The sequence below is a fragment of the Streptomyces sp. NPDC051677 genome, assembly GCF_044453465.1.
Taxonomy (GTDB): Bacteria; Actinomycetota; Actinomycetes; order Streptomycetales; family Streptomycetaceae; genus Streptomyces.
Window position 1 is genome coordinate 193,147 of record NZ_JBITCT010000006.1, and the last position, 17,743, is coordinate 210,889.

12 protein-coding genes are annotated in these 17,743 nt (G+C 72.1%); 5 read left to right on the forward strand and 7 right to left on the reverse strand.

What is annotated here, in order from left to right; genetic code table 11:
• Nucleotide 1: 1 nt before the first annotated feature.
• From ACIBAF_RS09430 to ACIBAF_RS09455, 6 genes are all read right to left on the reverse strand, one after another.
• Nucleotides 2–859, reverse strand: coding sequence for a class I SAM-dependent methyltransferase (locus tag ACIBAF_RS09430; protein ID WP_399462556.1), 858 nt, complete (start codon nucleotides 857–859; stop codon nucleotides 2–4).
• The gene (locus tag ACIBAF_RS09435) at nucleotides 856–2,556 is read right to left on the reverse strand and encodes a GH3 auxin-responsive promoter family protein (RefSeq protein WP_399462557.1); all 1,701 of its coding nucleotides are present in this window, start codon (nucleotides 2,554–2,556) and stop codon (nucleotides 856–858) included. Before ACIBAF_RS09435 ends, ACIBAF_RS09430 begins: the two co-directional genes overlap by 4 nt.
• A gap of 204 nt (nucleotides 2,557–2,760) precedes the next feature.
• The gene (locus ACIBAF_RS09440) at nucleotides 2,761–3,756 is read right to left on the reverse strand and encodes a beta-ketoacyl-ACP synthase 3 (RefSeq protein WP_399462558.1); all 996 of its coding nucleotides are present in this window, start codon (nucleotides 3,754–3,756) and stop codon (nucleotides 2,761–2,763) included.
• A gap of 74 nt (nucleotides 3,757–3,830) precedes the next feature.
• The gene (locus tag ACIBAF_RS09445; RefSeq protein ID WP_399462559.1) at nucleotides 3,831–4,766 is read right to left on the reverse strand and encodes an alpha/beta hydrolase; all 936 of its coding nucleotides are present in this window, start codon (nucleotides 4,764–4,766) and stop codon (nucleotides 3,831–3,833) included.
• Nucleotides 4,767–4,825: 59 nt separating this feature from the next.
• Entirely contained in the window at nucleotides 4,826–5,059 is a 234-nt protein-coding gene (locus ACIBAF_RS09450; RefSeq protein WP_399462560.1) for a hypothetical protein, read from the reverse strand.
• Nucleotides 5,060–5,101: 42 nt separating this feature from the next.
• Nucleotides 5,102–5,560, reverse strand: a complete 459-nt coding sequence (locus ACIBAF_RS09455) for a hypothetical protein (protein WP_399462561.1) — start codon at nucleotides 5,558–5,560, stop codon at nucleotides 5,102–5,104.
• Nucleotides 5,561–5,962: 402 nt separating this feature from the next.
• Between ACIBAF_RS09455 and ACIBAF_RS09460 the strand changes: the two genes are divergently transcribed.
• The 4 genes from ACIBAF_RS09460 (at nucleotide 5,963) to ACIBAF_RS09475 (ending at nucleotide 13,898) form a co-directional block, all read left to right on the forward strand.
• A complete protein-coding gene (locus ACIBAF_RS09460) occupies nucleotides 5,963–6,664 on the forward strand; it encodes a hypothetical protein (RefSeq protein ID WP_399462562.1) in 702 nt (233 codons plus the stop codon).
• A 235-nt stretch (nucleotides 6,665–6,899) separates the two neighbouring features.
• Entirely contained in the window at nucleotides 6,900–11,459 is a 4,560-nt protein-coding gene (locus ACIBAF_RS09465; RefSeq protein WP_399462563.1) for an amino acid adenylation domain-containing protein, read from the forward strand.
• Nucleotides 11,456–12,232, forward strand: a complete 777-nt coding sequence (locus tag ACIBAF_RS09470; protein ID WP_399462564.1) for a thioesterase II family protein — start codon at nucleotides 11,456–11,458, stop codon at nucleotides 12,230–12,232. The genes ACIBAF_RS09465 and ACIBAF_RS09470 overlap by 4 nt, the downstream gene beginning before the upstream one ends.
• Nucleotides 12,233–12,314: 82 nt before the next feature.
• Nucleotides 12,315–13,898 (forward strand): (2,3-dihydroxybenzoyl)adenylate synthase, encoded by a 1,584-nt coding sequence (locus ACIBAF_RS09475; protein WP_399462565.1) that lies wholly within the window; start codon nucleotides 12,315–12,317, stop codon nucleotides 13,896–13,898.
• Between the two features lie 58 nt (nucleotides 13,899–13,956).
• Here the strand turns inward: ACIBAF_RS09475 and ACIBAF_RS09480 are convergent, their stop codons facing one another.
• The gene (locus ACIBAF_RS09480) at nucleotides 13,957–14,625 is read right to left on the reverse strand and encodes a TetR/AcrR family transcriptional regulator (RefSeq protein WP_399462566.1); all 669 of its coding nucleotides are present in this window, start codon (nucleotides 14,623–14,625) and stop codon (nucleotides 13,957–13,959) included.
• 1,141 nt (nucleotides 14,626–15,766) lie between these two features.
• On the opposite strand from ACIBAF_RS09480, the gene ACIBAF_RS09485 reads away from it, so the two are divergent.
• On the forward strand, nucleotides 15,767–17,740 hold the full coding sequence (locus ACIBAF_RS09485; RefSeq protein ID WP_399462567.1) for a BTAD domain-containing putative transcriptional regulator: 1,974 nt from the start codon (nucleotides 15,767–15,769) through the stop codon (nucleotides 17,738–17,740).
• Nucleotides 17,741–17,743: the final 3 nt, after the last annotated feature.

Sequence of the window (17,743 nt, forward strand, 5' to 3'; positions counted from 1 at the left end):
CTCAGTCCTTCCTGCCGTGGACGAAGAACACCCGGCGTACCCCGGTCTCGGCACGGTCCGGCACCGGGTCGGGCCACCTGCCGTAGTCGGCGGCCGGATCGCCCGGCTGGGCGGCCTCCACGGTGAAGCCGTGCGCGTCGAACAGCGCTTCCGGCTCGTCGGTGCCGAACAGCCACGGGCAGCCCCAGCCGGCGAACACGTCCAGCAGACCGCGCATGTTCGGCAGGGTCAGCGCCGCCTCGTTGACGATGTCCGCGGCGATCCGGCTCCCCGGTTTCATGATCGCCGCCACCCGTTCGATGATGCGGTGCGCGTCGTCGCGGGGGATGTAGTAGAGCAGCCCCTCCAACAGCCAGGTGGACGGCTGGTCGGGGTCGTAACCGGCCGCCACCAGCTTGCTTTCCCAGTCCGGCGAGGTCAGGTCCACGGCGACCGAGTGGTGGTCGACCCGGGGCCCAGTCCCGCGCAACCGCTCCTGCTTGTAGGCCAGCACCGCGGGCCGGTCCACCTCGAAGTAGCGGATGCCGGCGGGCCAGTCGAGCCGGTAGGCCCGTGAGTCCATCCCGGCGGGCGCCAGCACGATCTGCGGCATGTCCGGATCCTGCGCCGCCTGCTGGAGGAAGTCGTCGAAGAACCGGGTGCGGATGGCGTTGTAGTCGGGTGTGCTCGGCAGGGTCCGCCGGGCGACCTTGGGGAACGTCGCCTCGCGGATCTCGGCGAGCAGTTCGGGGCCCGCCTCGCCGGCCAGCCGAGCGGCGTAGGGGTCGTTGTAGAGCCGGTCCTCCCGGCTGCTCTCCGCCGCGCGCAGCGCCGCCGTCAGCAGCGCGGTCCGCTCGACGGCGTCCAGTGTCTCGGTCATGCCTGTCCTCCCTCGTCGACCCGCGCGGTCCCGGTCAGTCGTTCCCAGAGCGCGAAATCCTGTCTGAACAGCCGGTCCTTGACCTGGGTCGGCCGGATGCCGGAGGCGACGCCGGCGTGCCAGTCCCGCAGGAAGGCTTCGCCGTCGACGCGCCGCAGGACCAGGGGGTCCAGCCGGCCGGTGGAGCGGGCCGTCGCGTAGGCCGGGGCCTCGCGGCCGATGGCGCTGTCCAGCAGGGCGGCGAAACGATCCGACTCTGTTGCGCTCCAGGCACCCGGGGCGGCGACGGCGAACTCGTAGTGTGCGGCGCTGCCGCCTGCCGGGTTCACCCGGCAGGCCGCGTTGCGGACGTCGAGCCCGGTGTCCCGGGCGGTCGCGGCGAGCGCCCGGATGACCTGGGCGTCGCGCAGCCGCTCGCCCACGGCGTCCGAACGGGTCCCACGGCCCGCGTACTCCACCCTCGGCACCCCGCCGACCCGGTCGACGACCCGCACCACGTCACCCACCGCGTACCGGTACAGGCCGCCGATGTGGCTGAAGACCACGTGGTAGTCGCGGCCGGCCTCCAGCTCGTCGAGGGTCAAGGTCGGCGCGTCGGGCCGGATGTCCGACTCGGCGTCCAGGAACTCGTAGACCGAGGCGGTGACGACGAGGGAGCCGGCCGAGCCGTGTCGGTCGAAGGCCACGCCGACCGGCCCCTCGGACGCGGCGACGGGCGCGGGCAGGACGGCCACGCCCGGCCCGTACTCCTCGCGCAGCCGCTGCATGTAGAGCGTGGCCATGCCGGTCGTCCAGCAGAACAACGCCCGCATACGGGGCCAGACATGGGCGGGGCGCACGGTGCCGAAGTGGTCGGCCAGCCGCTCCAGCGCGGCGGCCCGCTCGGGGGCGGGGCTGCCGTACGGCACCCCGCCGAGGGTGCCGTCGCGGATCTCCTTCACCAGCCGGGGCCACCACAGGTTCAGCTGGTAGGGCACGGCGGCGACCATCGCCGGGTTGATGCCGATGACGCAGCGCACGTCGTGCTCCACCGCGAGGCGCAGCCGCAGGTAGGTCTTCTCCAGGTGGTCGTTCTCCTCGACGGGCACCGCGAGCGTGCCCCACGGCGCGGACGTGCCGGGCTCGGCGGACAGCGGTTCGCCGAACTTCGCACCGAAGTCGACCTGGCTGGCGCCGACATGGGGACGGCCCGAGGCGGTCGTCGGGGGGACCGGCCGCGGGTCGTGCTTGAGGTTCAGCACCGCGTCCGGCCGGTCGAGCACATCGGGGAAGTGCTCGATCAGGGGCGCCCAGGCCGCGTAGTAGAACGGGAAGAAGGTGCGCTGCATGAAGCGGGGGGTGACCGGGATCTTCTTGTGGTCGCCGGTGGTGCCGCTGCTGGTGAAGTACACCGCGGGGTCGTCCGCCGTCAGCAGGTTGCTCTCGCCCGCCGCCATCCGGTCGATCCAGGGCGCCAGCGCCGCGTAGTCGTTGATCGGGACCGCTTTGCGGAAGTCGTCCAGGGAACGGATGGCGCCGAACGAGTGGGCGCGGCCGTACTCGGTGTCGGCGTTGTGCTCCAGTAACTCGGTGAGGACCCGGTGTTGGTGGCCTTGCGCGTCCGCGAGCGCGGCCCGCAGGTTCGCCCGCTCGCCGAAGACCCGGTCCCGGTACTGCTGTACACGGGCCGGATCGTTCCAGGCATCGTCGGATGTCATGTCATCGCCTCTCGTGTGTTCTGTGCGGTCCGCGAGATGCGGGGGACGAGACCGCGGGCGCCTGGCGGTGCGGCCGAGCAGGGAGCGGCGTCCAGCGCTCGGTCGGGCGGCGGCGCGTGCGGCGGTCCACGGCATCGCGGGCGAGCCCGGCCTCCCACGGGTACGACCCCGCCTGCGGGGGAGCCGAGCGGTATGCGGGCCTCGTCACGGCAGGGTCACCACCTGGGCGGCGTGGGCGAGGTCCGCGCCGAAGCCGACCAGGAGGGCCAGGCCGCCGCTGGAGACCGTTCCCTGGGACAGGAGTCGGTCGATGGCCAGCGGGATCGGCGCGGCGGAGGTGTCGCCGGCGGTGACGCCGTCCTTGGCCACGACGGTGTGCGGGGCCAGGCCCAGGGATGCGGCGGCGACGTCGACGATGCGGGCGCCGGCCTGCTGGGGGACGAAGGCGGCGAGGTCGGCGACCTCCACCCCCGCCTTTCGCAGGGCCTGCCGGGAGAGCTCCGGCACGACGCGGGTCGCCCAGCGGAACATCTCCGGGGCGGCCGGCTGCGCCTTCGGGGCGGCAGGCCAGGTGAGGTCGTGGGCGATTCTGTGACGACGCCCGCCGCTGGAATCCCACACCACCGGGCCGAGGCCGGGGACGTCGGACGGGCCGACCACCACCGCGCCGGCGCCGTCACCGAAGTCGAACGCGGCGCCGCGGTCCGCGGGGTCGACGAGGTCGCTCATCTTCTCCGAGCCGACCACCAGGACGGTACGGGCGTCGCCCGAGCGGACCAGCGAGTCGGCCAGACCGAGGGCGTAGCAGAAGCCCGAGCAGGCGGCGTCGATGTCCAGGCTCCCCGCGGAGCGGGCGCCCAGCAGGCGGGCGACGCGGGTTGCGGCGGCCGGGGCCTGCCCCGGGAAGGACATGGTGGCCAACAGCACCATGTCGACCTCGCTGGGGTGGGCGCCGGACTGGGCCATCGCCTTGCGGGCCGCCTCCGCCGCCATCGTGACGACCGTCTCGTCGGGGCCGGCGACGCGCCGGCTGACGACGCCGGACCGGCCGTGGGTCCCTGCGTCGCTCGCGTCGCCTGTGTCGCCTGCGTCGACGCGGGCGGGCATGTCGTCGTGGCCCACGATCCGGGTCGGGCGGTACACGCCGATGCCGAGGATGCGGGCCCCGAGTCGTCGTTCGGGCGTACGGAGCTGTCCCATCACGCTTCCCTTCCGGTCGTGGGGGCGGCAGACGCGGTCGGAGCGGTCGGCTCGCCGTTCCCGTGGCGCCCCCACTACTTCGAGATCGGCACCGAGGTCAACGTCCGTTCCACTGCCGCCAGTACTGCGGACGTCGCCTCCGCTGCCGCCGGAACGACGTCCGCCATGAGGAGATATCCGTGCACCAGGCCCGGCGCCGGAACGTGCTGCACGGAAACGCCGACGGCGGCCAGACGAGCCGCGAGTTCGACGCCCTCGTCATGCAGCGCGTCGAACTCGGCGGTGCCGATCACCGTCGGCGCCAGCCCGCGATGGTCGGCGTTGAGCAGATCGATCGCCGGGTCGGTGAGGTGCTCCGGATTCGGCACGTACTGCTCGTAGTACCAGCGCAGATCATCGGCTTCCGCCAGGTAGCCCGTTCCGTAGGCGCGCATGGAATCCGACTTCATGCCCGGATCGGCCGGCGGATACACCATCATCTGCGCGGCGAACCTGATTCCGTCGCGGTCGCGGTGGTGCATCGCGACGGCCAGCGCCAGAGCTCCCCCTGCGCTGTCGCCGCCGATCACATGGTCACGCCCGGGATAGGCGGCGGCAGCCCATTCGGATGCGACGATCCCGTCCTGGAGCGGGCCGGGATGCGGGTGTTCGGGCGCACGGCGATAGTCGACGGAGACGACGACCGCGCCGAGAGCGGCGGCGATGCGACGGCACACCGAATCGTGGGTGTCGACATCGCCGGTCATCCAGCCCCCGCCGTGCAGATACGTCACGAGCCGGCCGCGGTCGGCGACCGGCAGATACGTCCGGACCCCGAACCTGCCGCCGCGGCCGTCGATCAGCTGGTCCGCCACCGCGGCGACCGGTTCCGGCGCGGCGCCGCCGCGCGAGCGGGTGGCGCCGGCGGCGTAGCGGCGGCGTACCTCCTCCACGCTGAGCGTGCGCGCCGGCGCCGGCCGATCGGCGGCCTGCCACTTGATCAGGGCACGGATGAAACGGTCCAAGGGCACGAGACTCTCCTCGGGTTACACCTGCGGAGGATTCAGCGCAGGCACGCCCGCCGATGGCGTCACTCCGTGACGTCGGCGGGCAGGGCGAAATCCGTGGTGATTTCCGGCCAGTCCGACTCCCGCCCGACCTGCTCCAGACACGACTTCTTGGAGGCGCGGAGGCTCTCCTCGTCGGCCGCCCCGTACGCGTTGGAGAACGGGGCGGTGCCCCGGTGCAGTTGTTCCAGGGTGGTGTCGGTGAGCGACGCGATGGAGTGGATGCGGGCGAAGCCGCCGGTCGTGGAGGGCGCCATCGCCGTGCCGCCGTCGCCGAAGACGATGCCGTACGAACCCCGTCACCGGTCGAAGCCGGGCGGGCAGAAGCGATCCGCGGTGGTGACCAGGGCGCTCGTCCCTCGACCCGCTTCGAGCTGACCCATCGCCAGATCCAGCCTCGGCATACCGCCGTTCGACATTCCGTCGACATTTACCGCGAAGGCGTCGGTGATTCCCAGCTCACGCTGGATGTAGGGCGCCGAATTCCAGTGGTGGTCGCGGCTCTGGTGATAGATCGATGCGTGCATGACCAGATCGACCTGGCCGCCGACCACGTGCACGGCCCGGTCGAGAGCCTTGCGCCCGGCGATCACTCCCATGTCCGGAACCGATATCTCATCCGTGGCGACCGGGAGGCAGGCGATTTTATCGGTGTTCAAATCGTCTTCGGTGTACCTGCCGGAGGCCACCGCTTCCTTCGCCGATTCCCCGGGCGGAATCCAGGACGCGGCCGACGTGATGTAGACAGGGGTACTCATTGTCTGACTTCCTCCGAGTTCGATGCCCGTCGAGTAGAGAGTTCTCGGACAGTTAAATGCCGGGCCGACCCGGTTGTCGCGGCATCGCGGAATACTGAGAGATGTCCGCCGACGGGTACCAGCACCTATCTGTTCACACGATAGTCTCGCCCAACGAGTTCACTCGCCACTGCCATGAGCGTTTCATCGGAATATAGCCCACGCCGTCAGCGCCCGTCCCGGGTATGCGTATGTGAATTTCTCACGACTTGGCGTTAATGCTGCACGGGCTTCGGAAGCTTTGGACGGTCAATGCGCCGACCGGCTTTTCGGGTCGGCTCGATTTGATACCGCGGACGCGTCAGCCTCCGCAACCCGAGGTACAGTAATATCGGAACATGTTTCTAAATCGATGGGAGTGCGATGAACGCAATCGACCCAGATGCGGCGAGGGAGCATTCCAAGCCGTTGTCGGACGCCGATGCAGCGGTGGAACAGAGCATGGGACGGCTACTGCGCCCCCATGTGGGGAGTTTCGCGGCTGTTGTGGTCCTGCAGGTCATCGGTGCTGTGGCGGGGTTGGCGCCGTTGCCGGCGGCGGTGGAGTTGGGGCGCACTCTGCTGAAGCCGGGTCCGGTCGATCACGGCCATGTGTGGGACGTGGTGATCCTGGGCGCGGTCGGTCTGTTCGTGCGGCTGGTATTCACGGCCGCGTCGTCGGGCATCGAGCACATCCTGGACGGGCGGGTGCAGTTGACGTTTCGTCGGCGGTTGGCGGCGCGGCTGGGGCGGGGGCCGATCGGCCGGCTCTCCCGGCGGCGGACCGGTGAGTTGGTGTCGGCGTTCGTGGTGCCGTTGATGATGACGCCGAAGCGGTTGCGCGAGCAGGAGGAGTTCGATGCGGCGATGGGCCGGATCTCTGCTTCTGTGGTCGAGTTCGTGCAGGGCATTTCGGTGGTGAAGGCGTTCGGCGGGTCGGGGCGGACGCATCGGAAGTCCGGCACGGCGTCGGATGAGCAACAGCGCCGCCCCGGCCACGACCGGCACGGCGGCCCGAGGGCGCGACTGTCGCTCAAGCCCTGCCTGTCGAGGGTCGGAGTCCGTGACCTTCGGCCGGTCGCTTGACCGACCGCGTGCCCGTACGAGATGAGCGGTGCGGGCGTCGGCGGCGTCGCTGTGCGCGACCTCGCCGGCGACCGGCCGTGCCGACCCATGCCCGCGAGGTCTCCCAGGACGCCCGAACCACCGCGGTACGCACAATTCTGGAAGATCGCCGCAGCGGCAGCGTCTGAACGGAAAGATGCAGTCGACCGCAGTCGACCCCGCTGTGTAGGGCACCTCCCGACGAACTGAGGAATGGATGTCACAGAAGCGCACGTCGAGACGCTCGTCCGGGGCCGTGGACCCCCAGGCTCTGGCAGGGAGCCCGGACGCACTCAGCAGGCAGCTCTCCGCGTTCCTCGGCATGGAGCTCGGGGTCGAGCACCAGGATGCCAACCTGTTCGAACTGGGCCTTCAGTCCTTGCAGTTGATGCAGTTCGTCAACCGGCTCAACCGGGCGGGCCTGCGGGTCGACTTCCCGCAGATGGCCGAGGACGCCCGGCTGTCGCGCTGGTACGAGTTACTCAGCCGGGCGCGCCGGGAGACCACCGAAGGCGAGCCGACCGCCGCGCCCGCCGTCGCCCCCCGCGTCGACGGCCGTGCCCCTTTCCCGCTGACGCCCGTCCAACAGGCCTACTGGATCGGCCGGGAGGACGGCAGGCCGCTCGGCGGCGTCGGCTGTCACGTCTACCTGGAGTTCGACACCTCGCACGTCGACGCCACCCGGCTGGAGAGCGCCGTCCGCGCCCTGATGCGCCGTCACCCGATGCTGCGCGCCCGCTTCGACGACGACGCCACCCAGCGCGTGCTCGACACCTCTCCCTGGCCCGGACTCACCGTCCACTGCCACAGGACCCCGGGTGACGCCGTGCAGGCGCTGCACGACCTGCGCGACACCCTCTCCCACCGCCGTCTGGACGTGGCCCGGGGCGAGGTCATGGACGTCCAGCTGAGCCGCCTTCCCGACGGCGGCGACCGCATCCACCTGGAGGTGGACCTGCTCGTCTCCGACGTCCACAGCCTCCGGGTGATCCTGGCGGACCTGGCCGCGCTGTACGAAGACCCCCACGCCCTGCCGGAGCTGGCCTACGACTTCCCGCAGTACCTGGCGGACCGCGCGGCCGCCGACCGCGGCCCCGAAGCCGAGCGGGCCAGGGAGTACTGGACCAAACGACTGCCCGGACTGCCGGGCGGCCCCGGACTGCCGTTGCAGGCCGACCCCGACGACGTCGCCGTCACCCGCTTCGTGCGCCGCACCCGCGGGCTGTCGCCGCAGCAGTGGGCCCTGCTGCGGCGCCGGGCCACCGAGCACGGCCTCACCCCGTCCGTGGTGATCGCCACGGCCTTCGCCGAGGTCCTCGCGCGCTGGAGCGGTGAGCAGCACTTCCTGCTCAACCTGCCCCTGTTCGACCGCGATCACGAGGCGCACCCCGACATCGAGGCCGTCGTCGCCGACTTCACCAGCCTGATCCTGCTCGAGGTCGACCTGACCCGGGGCGCAGGCTTCGCCGAGCGGGCCAGGGCCCTGCAGCAGCGCCTGCACGACGACGTCGGGCACGCCGCGCACACCGGGGTGGACGTGCTGCGCGACTTCATCAGGGCCGACGTCGAGGCGCCCCGCACCGCCCCCGTCGTCTTCGCCTGCAACGTGGACGCACCGCTCGTCCCCGACGCCTTCGCCGCCCTCTTCGGCGACCTGACCTGGATGGTGTCCCAGACCCCGCAGGTCTGGCTGGACTGCCAGGTCTACCGCACCCGGGACGACGGCCTGCTGCTCGCCTGGGACGCGGTGGACGAGCTCTTCCCCCCGGGAGTGCTCGACACGATGCTCAGCGCCTGCGCTGCGCTGCTGGGGGAGCTGACGACGTCGGACTGGGGGAGCACCCCCGACATTCCGCTCCCCGCCGCCCAGCGCCGCTGCCGCGACGCGGTGAACTCCGTGCCCCGCGAGCACAGCGGGCGGCTGCTGCACGAGGCCTTCTTCGCCCGCGCCCGGGAGCGGGCGAGCACACCGGCGCTGCTGTGGGACACCGGCGACGACGCCGACGGCATGCTCACCCACGGAGAACTCGCCGGGCGCGCCCTGCGCATCGCCGCGGGCCTCACCCGGCGAGGGGTCGGCCGGGGCACACCGGTCGTCGTCACCGTGCCCAAGGGACCCGATCAGATCGCCGCGGTGCTCGGCGTGCTGGCCGCGGGAGGCGCGTACGTCCCCATCGGCGTCGACCAGCCCGCCGAGCGCCGCGAGCGGATCCTCGCCCTGAGCCGGGCCCGGCTCGTCCTCGACGGCAGCCAGAACCCGCTGCCCAGGTGGCCGGGCGCCGAAGTCCTGTCGGTGGAGCAGGCCCTGCGCGCCGAGCCGCTCGCCGCGCCGGCGCCCGCCGACCCCCAGGACACCGCCTACGTCATCTTCACATCGGGGTCCACCGGCACCCCCAAGGGCGTGGAGATCAGCCACCGGGCCGCGGTCAACACCGTCGAGGACGTCAACGACCGGTTCGCCGTCACCGCCGACGACCGGGTCCTCGCGGTGTCCGCCCTGGACTTCGACCTCTCGGTGTGGGACATCTTCGGCCTGCTCGGCGCGGGCGGCGCGCTCGTCCTGGTGCCGGAGTCCGACCGCCGGGACGCACTCCAGTGGCTGAACCTGTGCCGCAGGCACCGGGTGACCGTGTGGAACTCCGTGCCCGCCCTGATGGACATGCTCCTGACCGCCACGGACGACGCCCCGCTCCCCGAATCCCTGCGCCTGGCCCTGCTCTCCGGCGACTGGATCGGCCTCGACCTGCCGGGCGCCCTGCACGACGCCTCCGACGGGCGGTGCGCACTGGTGGGACTCGGCGGGGCCACCGAGGCCGCGATCTGGTCCACCTGCTACGAGGTCGAGGCGGTGCCGGCCCACTGGCACTCCATCCCCTACGGCACCCCGCTGGGCAACCAGCGCTTCCGGGTGGTCGACGCCCGGGGCCGCGACTGCCCCGACTGGGTGCCCGGCGAGCTGTGGATCGGCGGCGACGGCCTCGCGCTCGGCTACCGCGGCGACCCGGCGCTGACCGCCGAGCGCTTCGTGTCCGACCGCGGCGAACGCTGGTACCGCACCGGCGACGTGGGCCGCTACTGGCCCGACGGAACCCTGGAGTTCCTCGGCCGGGTGGACCACCAGGTGAAGATCAACGGCTTCCGCGTCGAACTCGGCGAGATCGAGACCGTGCTGCAGGGCCACCCCGGCGTGGCCCACGCGGTCACCGTGGCGGTCGGCGAGCGGCGCAAGGAACTCGTGACGGCCGTCGTCGAACGCCGCGCACCGGCCCTGTTGCTCGACCGCGCCACCTCCCTGAACCCCCCGCGCCCCCCGCACGGCGCCGTCGACCAGGAACACGCCCTGACGGAGACCCTGCTGGCCGACGTGCTCGTCGCGCTCGGCTTCCAGGCCGCCGACGGCCCCGTGCGGCGGCCGCCGGTCCCCGACGACCACAGGGCCCTGCTCTGCGGATGGATCGAGTACCTGACGGGGCGCGAGGTCCTCGCAGGCCCCGCGCACGCGCCCGTGCCCGGACCGCGCTGGGCCCGGGTACGCGACCCGCAGCGGCCGGCGCGCCTGCGCGAGCAGACGGCCGGCACCCACCTGGAGAGCGTGGCGGACGCCTGGGCGCGGGCCGTCCCCCTGCTCACCGCCGTGGTCAGGGGCGAGGCCCGAGCGGAGTCGCTGCTCGAGGACCCCGCGCTCTCCCCGGACGGACTCGGCGATGCGCTGCCCGGCGTCCGCGCCTGCCTCGCCCAGGTCGCGCGGGAGTGGGCCGAGCTCGCCCAGGACAGGACGGAACCGCTCGACGTCGCCGAGTGGGGCGCCGCGGGCGGCAGGAACGCCGGCCGGCTCCTCGAAGAACTCGAGCCGGGCAGGGTGACGTACACGCTGCTCGCCCCCTCCGGCCCCGAACTGGCCGCGGCCGAGGCACGGTTGGCGGGCTCCGCGCACACGGTGCGCACGGAGCTGCGGGACGCCTCGGCCGTCCCCGAGGCGTGTCTGCACCGCTTCGACGCGGTCGTGGTCAACGACGCGCTCAGCAGGATCCCGGACCCGGACACCGCCGTCGCCGCGCTGGCCCTGCTCGGCGCGGCCGGCGGCCGGCTCTGGCTGCTGGCCCGGTCCGAGCCGTCACCGCTCGCACTGCCCGCCACCGCGACCTCGCACGGCCCGCGCCCCTTCCGCGCCGAGCAGTGGCTGCGGGCGCTCGCGCGCGAGGGGTTCGCCGAAGCCCGGGTGGCCGGCACGGAGTCCGACCAGGTGGCGCTCATCACCGCCCGGTACCCGCCGCACGGACCGGGCCTCGACGCCGCGGCGCTGCGCGCCTGGCTCGCGGACTACCTCCCCGCGTACATGATCCCCGGCACGGTCGCGGCCCTGCCCGCCCTGCCGCTCAGCGGCAACGGCAAGGTGGACCACCGCCGCGTCGAGGAGATCCTCTCCGGCTCGGCCGTCCGGCCCCCGCAGAGCAGCGAACCGCCCCGGGGCGAGGTCGAGGAGACCCTGGCCGGACTGTGGGCCGAGGTCCTCGGCAGCCAGGACGTGCCGCGCGAGGCGAACTTCTTCCTGCTGGGCGGCGACAGCATGCTGGCCACCCGCCTGGTGACCGGCATCCGGCGGCGGCTGGGCGTCGACCTGCCGATGCGCGAGGTGCTCAAGGCGCCGACGGTGGCCGGCATGGGCGCGCTGATCACCGAACTGCGCGAGCAGACGGACCCGCGGCGAGATGCGACGCACAACGACCGCGCCGATGGGTACGACGCCCATGACGCCTACGACGAGGGGGAGTTGTGACCGGTCTGCGCACCCCGTCCGCCCGCACCCACGCCCGGGCCCGCCTCGTGTGCTTCCCGCACGCCGGGGGAGCCGCGAGCAGCTATCGGCTGTGGTCGCTGGACGCGCCGTGGGACGTCGAGGTGAGCGCGGTCCAGTACCCGGGCCGCGAGGACCGCTACGGCGAAGAGGCCGCCGGTGACATGAGCGCACTCGTCGCCGGGATCTGCGCCGACCTCGTCCGCGAACAGAGCGCCCGGCCGCAGTGCCCCCTGGTGCTCTTCGGCCACAGCATGGGCGCCGCGGTCGCGTACGAGACGGCCCGGGCGCTGGCCGCCCTGGGCCGTGCCCCGGCCGCTCTGGTGGTCTCGGGCCAGCCGGCGCCGCACCTGACCCGCGGCGGCGCCCTGCACCAGGCCGACGACGAGGAGCTGCTGGCGGACCTGCGGCGGCTCGGCGGCACCGGGGCGGACGTCCTGGGCCATGACGCGCTGCTGGCCGCCCTGCTGCCCGCCGTCCGGCGCGACTACCGACTCATCGAGACCTACCGGCCCTTGCCGGGCAGGAAGCTGAATCTCCCGGTGAGCGTGCTGTACGCCGACGCCGACCCGGAGGTCGACGCCGCGGAGGCCGAGGCGTGGCGCGAGAGCACCGACGGCCCGTGCACGGTGCACGCCTTCCGCGGCGGCCACTTCTATCTGGAGCACCAGCGAGAAGCCGTGCTCGCCCGGGTGGCGGCGAGCGTGCGGGACGCCCTGCCCGCACCCTCGACGACCTGGCCGGCCCTGCCCTGACCGGCGAGCCGACCCCTCGCGACGCCCTTTGACCCCTTGGGACCGAGAACAGGATGGGAACCGATCCATGCGAGAAGGCTGTGTGCCGTGGCCCGCTTCGTTCGCCGCCGCCTACCGTGCCCAGGGCTACTGGAACGGTGACGTGCTGGGCCGCCTGCCCGCGTCCATGCCGGACGCCGACACGCGCAGCGCCGTGGTCACCCGCGACCGGGAGCTGACCTACGGGCAACTGGACCGGGCGGCCGACCGGCTCGCCGCCGGCCTCGCGGCCCGGGGCCTGGCCGCAGGCGACCGCGCGGTGGTCCACCTGCCCAACGACGTGGAGGCGGTGGTGCTGTGCTTCGCCCTCTTCCGCCTGGGCGTGCTGCCGGTCTTCGCACTGCCCGCGCACCGCACCTCGGAGATCACCCACCTGGTGAACACCTCGGAAGCGGCTGCCTACTTCTGCGCGGACCGGGTGCTCGACTGCGACTACCGCACCCTCGCCAAGGAGGTCCAGGACCGCACGGCCTCCCTCCGGGAGATCTTCGTGACCGGTGACGCCGGTCCCTTCACCCCGCTGGCCGAGGTGGACGCGGACCCAGTGGAGCTGCCCGCACCCGATCCCGAGGACGTGGCGCTGTTCCTGCTCTCCGGGGGCACCTCGGGGCCGCCGAAGCTCATCCCCCGCACCCACGCCGACTACGCCTACCAACTGCGGGAGACCGCGCGGCTGTGCGGATTCGGCCCCCACACGCGCTACCTGTGCGCCCTGCCGCTCGGGCACAACTTCGCGCTGGCCTGCCCGGGCGCGCTGGGCGCCCTGCACATGGGCGGCGCCGCGGTCCTCGCCCCGGCCCCGACACCCGACTCGTGCTTCCCGCTCGTCGAGAGCGCGGGCGTGACGGCCACGTCCCTGGTCCCGCCGCTGGTGCCGCTCTGGCTGGACGCCGCCGAGTGGACCGAACACGACCTGGACTCCCTGGAACTCCTCCAGGTCGGCGGCGCCCGCCTCGACCCGGCCACCGCGAGCGAGGTGCCCGAGGGCCTGGGCTGCACCCTGCAGCAGGTGTACGGGATGGCGGAGGGCCTGCTCAACTACACCCGCCTGGACGACCCGCAGGACGTCGTCTTCCACACCCAGGGCCGGCCGCTCTCCCCGGCGGACGAGATACGCGTGCTGCGCGAGGACGGCCGGGACGCGGAACCCGGAGAGGAGGGAGAGCTGTTCACCCGCGGCCCGTACACGTTGCGGGGCTACTACCGGGCGGAGGAGCGCAACCGGGTCCAGTTCACCGAGGACGGCTACTACCGCACCGGTGACGTGGTGAAGCGGACGGCCGAGGGCTACTTCGAGGTGGTGGGCCGGGTCAACGACGTGATCAACCGGGGTGGCGAGAAGGTGCCCGCGCAGGAGGTGGAGGAGCACCTCCTGGCCGACCCGCGCATCCGGCAGGCCGCGATCGTCGGGCTGCCGCACCCGCACCTGGGAGAGCAGACCTGTGCCTGCGTGGTGGCGCAGGACCAGGACCGGCCGCCGACCCTGCTCGAGGTGCAGGCCGTCCTTCGGGAGCGCGGCATCGCCGCCTACAAACTGCCGGACCGGCTCGTCGTCCTGCCCGGCCTGCCGGTGACCGGCGTCGGGAAGATCGACAAGAAGGCGCTCAGGGCCCGGCTGCAGGGCTGAACGCACCGCTGCCGTCGCGTCCGCACCCGCCGGGCCCCGAAGTCGTCCTGGAACGAGGTCAGTTGCGGCTGTGGGCGAGGAGCCCGTCGACGACGGCTTCGAGCCCCTGGCGGTGCCGGTCCGCCGTGGTCAACCCCGCCCAGCGTTCGCCCAGTCGGGCGAGCTGGGGAAACGCCCCCGTGTCCAGCGCGGCCATGACCCGCTCGCGCTGGGGCGGGTGCTTGGCCTCGCTCTGAGCGCGCTCGCGGCTGAAGCGCACGGTCAACTCGCCGATCGTGTAGTACCAGATGACGCGGTAGGCGTACGCGGCCTCTTCATGCGTCAGCCCGCAGCCGACCGCGGCATCGATCATGCTCTCCACGATCCACAGCGCGGAGACGCTCACAAAGGTGTCGGAGGCGAGCACTTCGATGATCCAGGGGCAGTCCGCGAGGATGTCATGCAGCACCTGGGCGCTCTCGAGGAGACGCAGCCGCGGATCCTCGGGCAGCTCGGGCCGCGGGAAGCTCTCCGCGTGCGCGTCGAGCAGGAGCATCAGCAGCTCGTCCTTGTCCCGCACGTGGTGGTAGAGGGCCATGGCCGTGCTGGACATCTCCCTGGCCAGACGGCGCATGGTGAGGTGCTGGGCCCCCTCCTCACGGACGATCTGCTGCGCGGCGACGAGGATCGTCTCCCGAGACAGGCGGGCCCGTTCGGGCCTGCTGCGTTGGTGGTTCGGGGACTGCATGGATCCAGCCTTCTCTGTTCTTGGCCCGACCGAGGTACGTGGCCTGACCGAGGGCGCACCACTGCCGGAAAGCGGTGTCTGCCGGACTGCGTGGCAAGACCGTAGTCTCGCAGAGCCCTCCCGTGTACTGCCGACGACGTAACGACTGTGCTCACGGCCGGTCGAGGGGAGCGTCAGGCTCTCGACGGGGACGGAGCCGAGACCCGCCGGTGTGGGAGCCGAGCCCGACGGGCGGCGGAGTCAGGAGAGGCCTTTCACGAGCCACGGCGTCGCACGGCACATGCCGCAGGCACAGGGGGAGCTGAACGGACCGGGGGTGACAATCAACCACGCCCCCGCTAGTGTGACCTTACGCGTACACCTAAGAGTAAAATATACGGGGGAAACGTGGTCAGCCAATCTCTGACGGATGGTTTAGTCGACAAGTTCGATGCCCTGGCGCCGATGCAGGAAAGTCCGGTGAAAACGGCGGCACGTGACATCATGACCGGCCGCCGCCGGCCTCCGCGAGCGGTGTTGATCCGGCGAAAGTCCCCGGCTGATCCGGTGTCGACTCCGATGAATGAGCAGGCCGCTTCCGTCATGTAGTCCGCGTCGCATTCGTGCGCGTTCGTGAGGCTTCGTCTCCGGCCGTCCCCGTTCGTGACCCCGGTGGTCGACGGCACGGGTTTCCGCAGGTGGTGGCGGTTTCGTGATGCTCCGGCCCAAGTCTTTCGGTGCGTCCTCTTCTCGATTTTCCTGCTCATTCACTTGTTCCTGACCTGTGCCGCTGTCGCAACCTCGCGACGCAACGGTGCGTCCTCTTTCTTGCATGCGCGGATCATGAATTAAGGGCCGCCCGCAGGGACGTCTCGTTCTGAATACGTCCTACGGGTGAAGGTCCTCGGCGCGACTGCCTCTACTCCAAGGAGAGACATGGAAAGCCGTTACCGCACCGTCGTCGCGGAGGCGCGACGCGAGCCTCTCGGTACCGCAACCGGAATCATTACCTCCGACATTTTTATCGCGCATACGACATACAAAGAACCCGGTGGTTGGTCCATATCCGGCGGAATAACCGCCCTGTCCGCACCCCCGCGCTGACGGCGCGCGAGTCGGCACGGGCAACGGACGGAACACCACTTCAGGAGGCGAATGTTCCATGGCCACCACGGGAGCACAGCTGCGCATACAGCTCTTGGGGCCGGTGCGTGCCTGGCGGCACGGGGTGGAGGTGGCGCTGGGCCCGCCCAAGCAGCGGGCCGTGCTGGGCCTGCTCGCGAGCCGCGCCAACGACGTCGTCGGCGTCGAGAACATCGTGGACGCCCTGTGGGGCGGCGACGTGCCGCAGACGGCCGCCAACGGCGTCCACACGTATGTGGGCGGCCTGCGCCGGGCGTTGGAGCCCGGACGCGGCAGGAGAGCGGCCGGGGCGGTGCTCACCTCCGAATCCGGCGGGTACTGCCTGCGGTTGGACCCCTCGGACGTCGACGCCACTCTCTTCGTCCGCAGTCATGGTGACGCGCGTAGGTCACGGGGCGAGGGCAACGCCGACGCGACCCTGCGCCTGTACGAACAGGCCCTGTCGCTCTGGCACGGCGAGGCGTACTCCGGAGTCCCCGGCCCCTTCGCCTCGATGGAGCGCACCCGGCTGCGGGACCTGCGGCTGACGGCCGTGGAGGAGTGGGCCGCCGACATGCTGGCCGCCGGACGGCACGCCGAGATGGTCACCGAACTGACGGGCGCGGTGTCCGAGGAGCCACTGCGGGAGAAGCTGCGCTGGCTGCTGATCCTGGCGCTGTACCGCAGCGGACGACAGGCCCACGCCCTGCGGATGTACGAGGAGACCCGGCAACTGCTGAGCAGCGAGCTGGGCATCGAGCCCGGCGCCGACCTGCGCAACCTCTACCAGCAGATCCTGTCCGGGCACCCGGAGCTGTGTTCCCCCGTCGGGGACGCCCCGCCCGTGCTGCTCGCCGGTCGCGAGGCCGCCTTCCGCGGCACCCCCAAGCCGGTGCAACTCCCACCGTTGGCCCGCGGGTTCGTCGGCCGCGCCAGGGAACTGGCGCAGCTGGAGGCCGTGTTGGACGACGAGAGCTCGCGGCACGGCGCGACGACTCCGGTGGCGGTGGTCGACGGCCCGGCCGGCGTCGGCAAGTCGGCGTTCGTGCTGGAGCTGGCGCACCGGCTCATCGACCGTTTCCCCGACGGCCAGTTGTACGTCGACCTGCGCGGCACCGGACTGCAGGGCCGGCCGGTGAGCGCCGCGGACGCACTCGGCCAGCTCCTGGGCAGCCTGGGCATCGACGCCTCGCGGATCCCTCCGGGCCTGGCCGCCCGCGCCACCCTCTACCGGAGCCTGCTGCACGGCCAGCGGATGCTGGTCGTGCTCGACGACGCGCTCAGCGCCGATCAGCTGCGGCCGCTCATCCCCCGGGGCTCGTCCTGCGTCCTGGCGACCAGCCGGCAGCGCTTCGGCGGGCTCGCGGCCCGGGACGGCGCTCACCTGGTCACCATCGCCCCGCTGGCCGACGAGGAGTCGGCACAGCTGCTCGCCGGTCTCAGCGGGGGACGGCTCGGGGGACAGGAGGAGGCCACCGCCCGCCTGGTCGCGCTGTGCGGGGGACTGCCGCTCGCGCTGCGCATCGTCGCCGACGGGCTGGCGGCCAACCCCGACGTCCCGCTGACCGCGCTGGTCGAGCAGTACGCGGCCGAACACGGCCGGCTCGACCGACTCACCGTGAAGGACGACGCGGTGGCCAGCATGCGCAGCGTCTTCGAGGCGTCGTACCAGGCGTTACCCGCGGACGCGGCGCGGATGTTCCGTCATCTGGGCCTGTACAGCGGCCCGTTCACGGTGCAGATCGCCGCGACGCTCGCCGAGACGGACCGCGACACCACCCGCCGGCTCCTCTCGCTCCTGACCGCCAACCACCTGCTGGAGGAGGAACCGGGCCACCAGTACCGCTTCCACAGCCTCATCGCCGTCTACGCCGCCGAGTGCGCCGAGCGCGAGCCGCCGGCCCGTCGCCAGGAAGCCCTCAGCCGGCTGGCCCAGCTGGTCTCGACCGTCCCGCAGCCACGGTCCTCGGCCCGGGACGGCGACTGGCAGGGCGTGCGCGCCGTCTCGTTCTGAGCA

Excerpts from the sequence above, each read along its gene's own strand:
- ACIBAF_RS09430 (WP_399462556.1), bottom strand. The coding sequence starts at position 859 with ATGACCGAGACACTGGACGCCGTCGAGCGGACCGCGCTGCTGACGGCG.
- ACIBAF_RS09435 (WP_399462557.1), bottom strand. The coding sequence starts at position 2,556 with ATGACATCCGACGATGCCTGGAACGATCCGGCCCGTGTACAGCAGTAC.
- ACIBAF_RS09440 (WP_399462558.1), bottom strand. The coding sequence starts at position 3,756 with ATGGGACAGCTCCGTACGCCCGAACGACGACTCGGGGCCCGCATCCTC.
- ACIBAF_RS09450 (WP_399462560.1), bottom strand. The coding sequence starts at position 5,059 with ATGGCGCCCTCCACGACCGGCGGCTTCGCCCGCATCCACTCCATCGCG.
- ACIBAF_RS09455 (WP_399462561.1), bottom strand. The coding sequence starts at position 5,560 with ATGAGTACCCCTGTCTACATCACGTCGGCCGCGTCCTGGATTCCGCCC.
- ACIBAF_RS09460 (WP_399462562.1), top strand. The coding sequence starts at position 5,963 with ATGAACGCAATCGACCCAGATGCGGCGAGGGAGCATTCCAAGCCGTTG.
- ACIBAF_RS09465 (WP_399462563.1), top strand. The coding sequence starts at position 6,900 with ATGTCACAGAAGCGCACGTCGAGACGCTCGTCCGGGGCCGTGGACCCC.
- ACIBAF_RS09480 (WP_399462566.1), bottom strand. The coding sequence starts at position 14,625 with ATGCAGTCCCCGAACCACCAACGCAGCAGGCCCGAACGGGCCCGCCTG.
- ACIBAF_RS09485 (WP_399462567.1), top strand. The coding sequence starts at position 15,767 with ATGGCCACCACGGGAGCACAGCTGCGCATACAGCTCTTGGGGCCGGTG.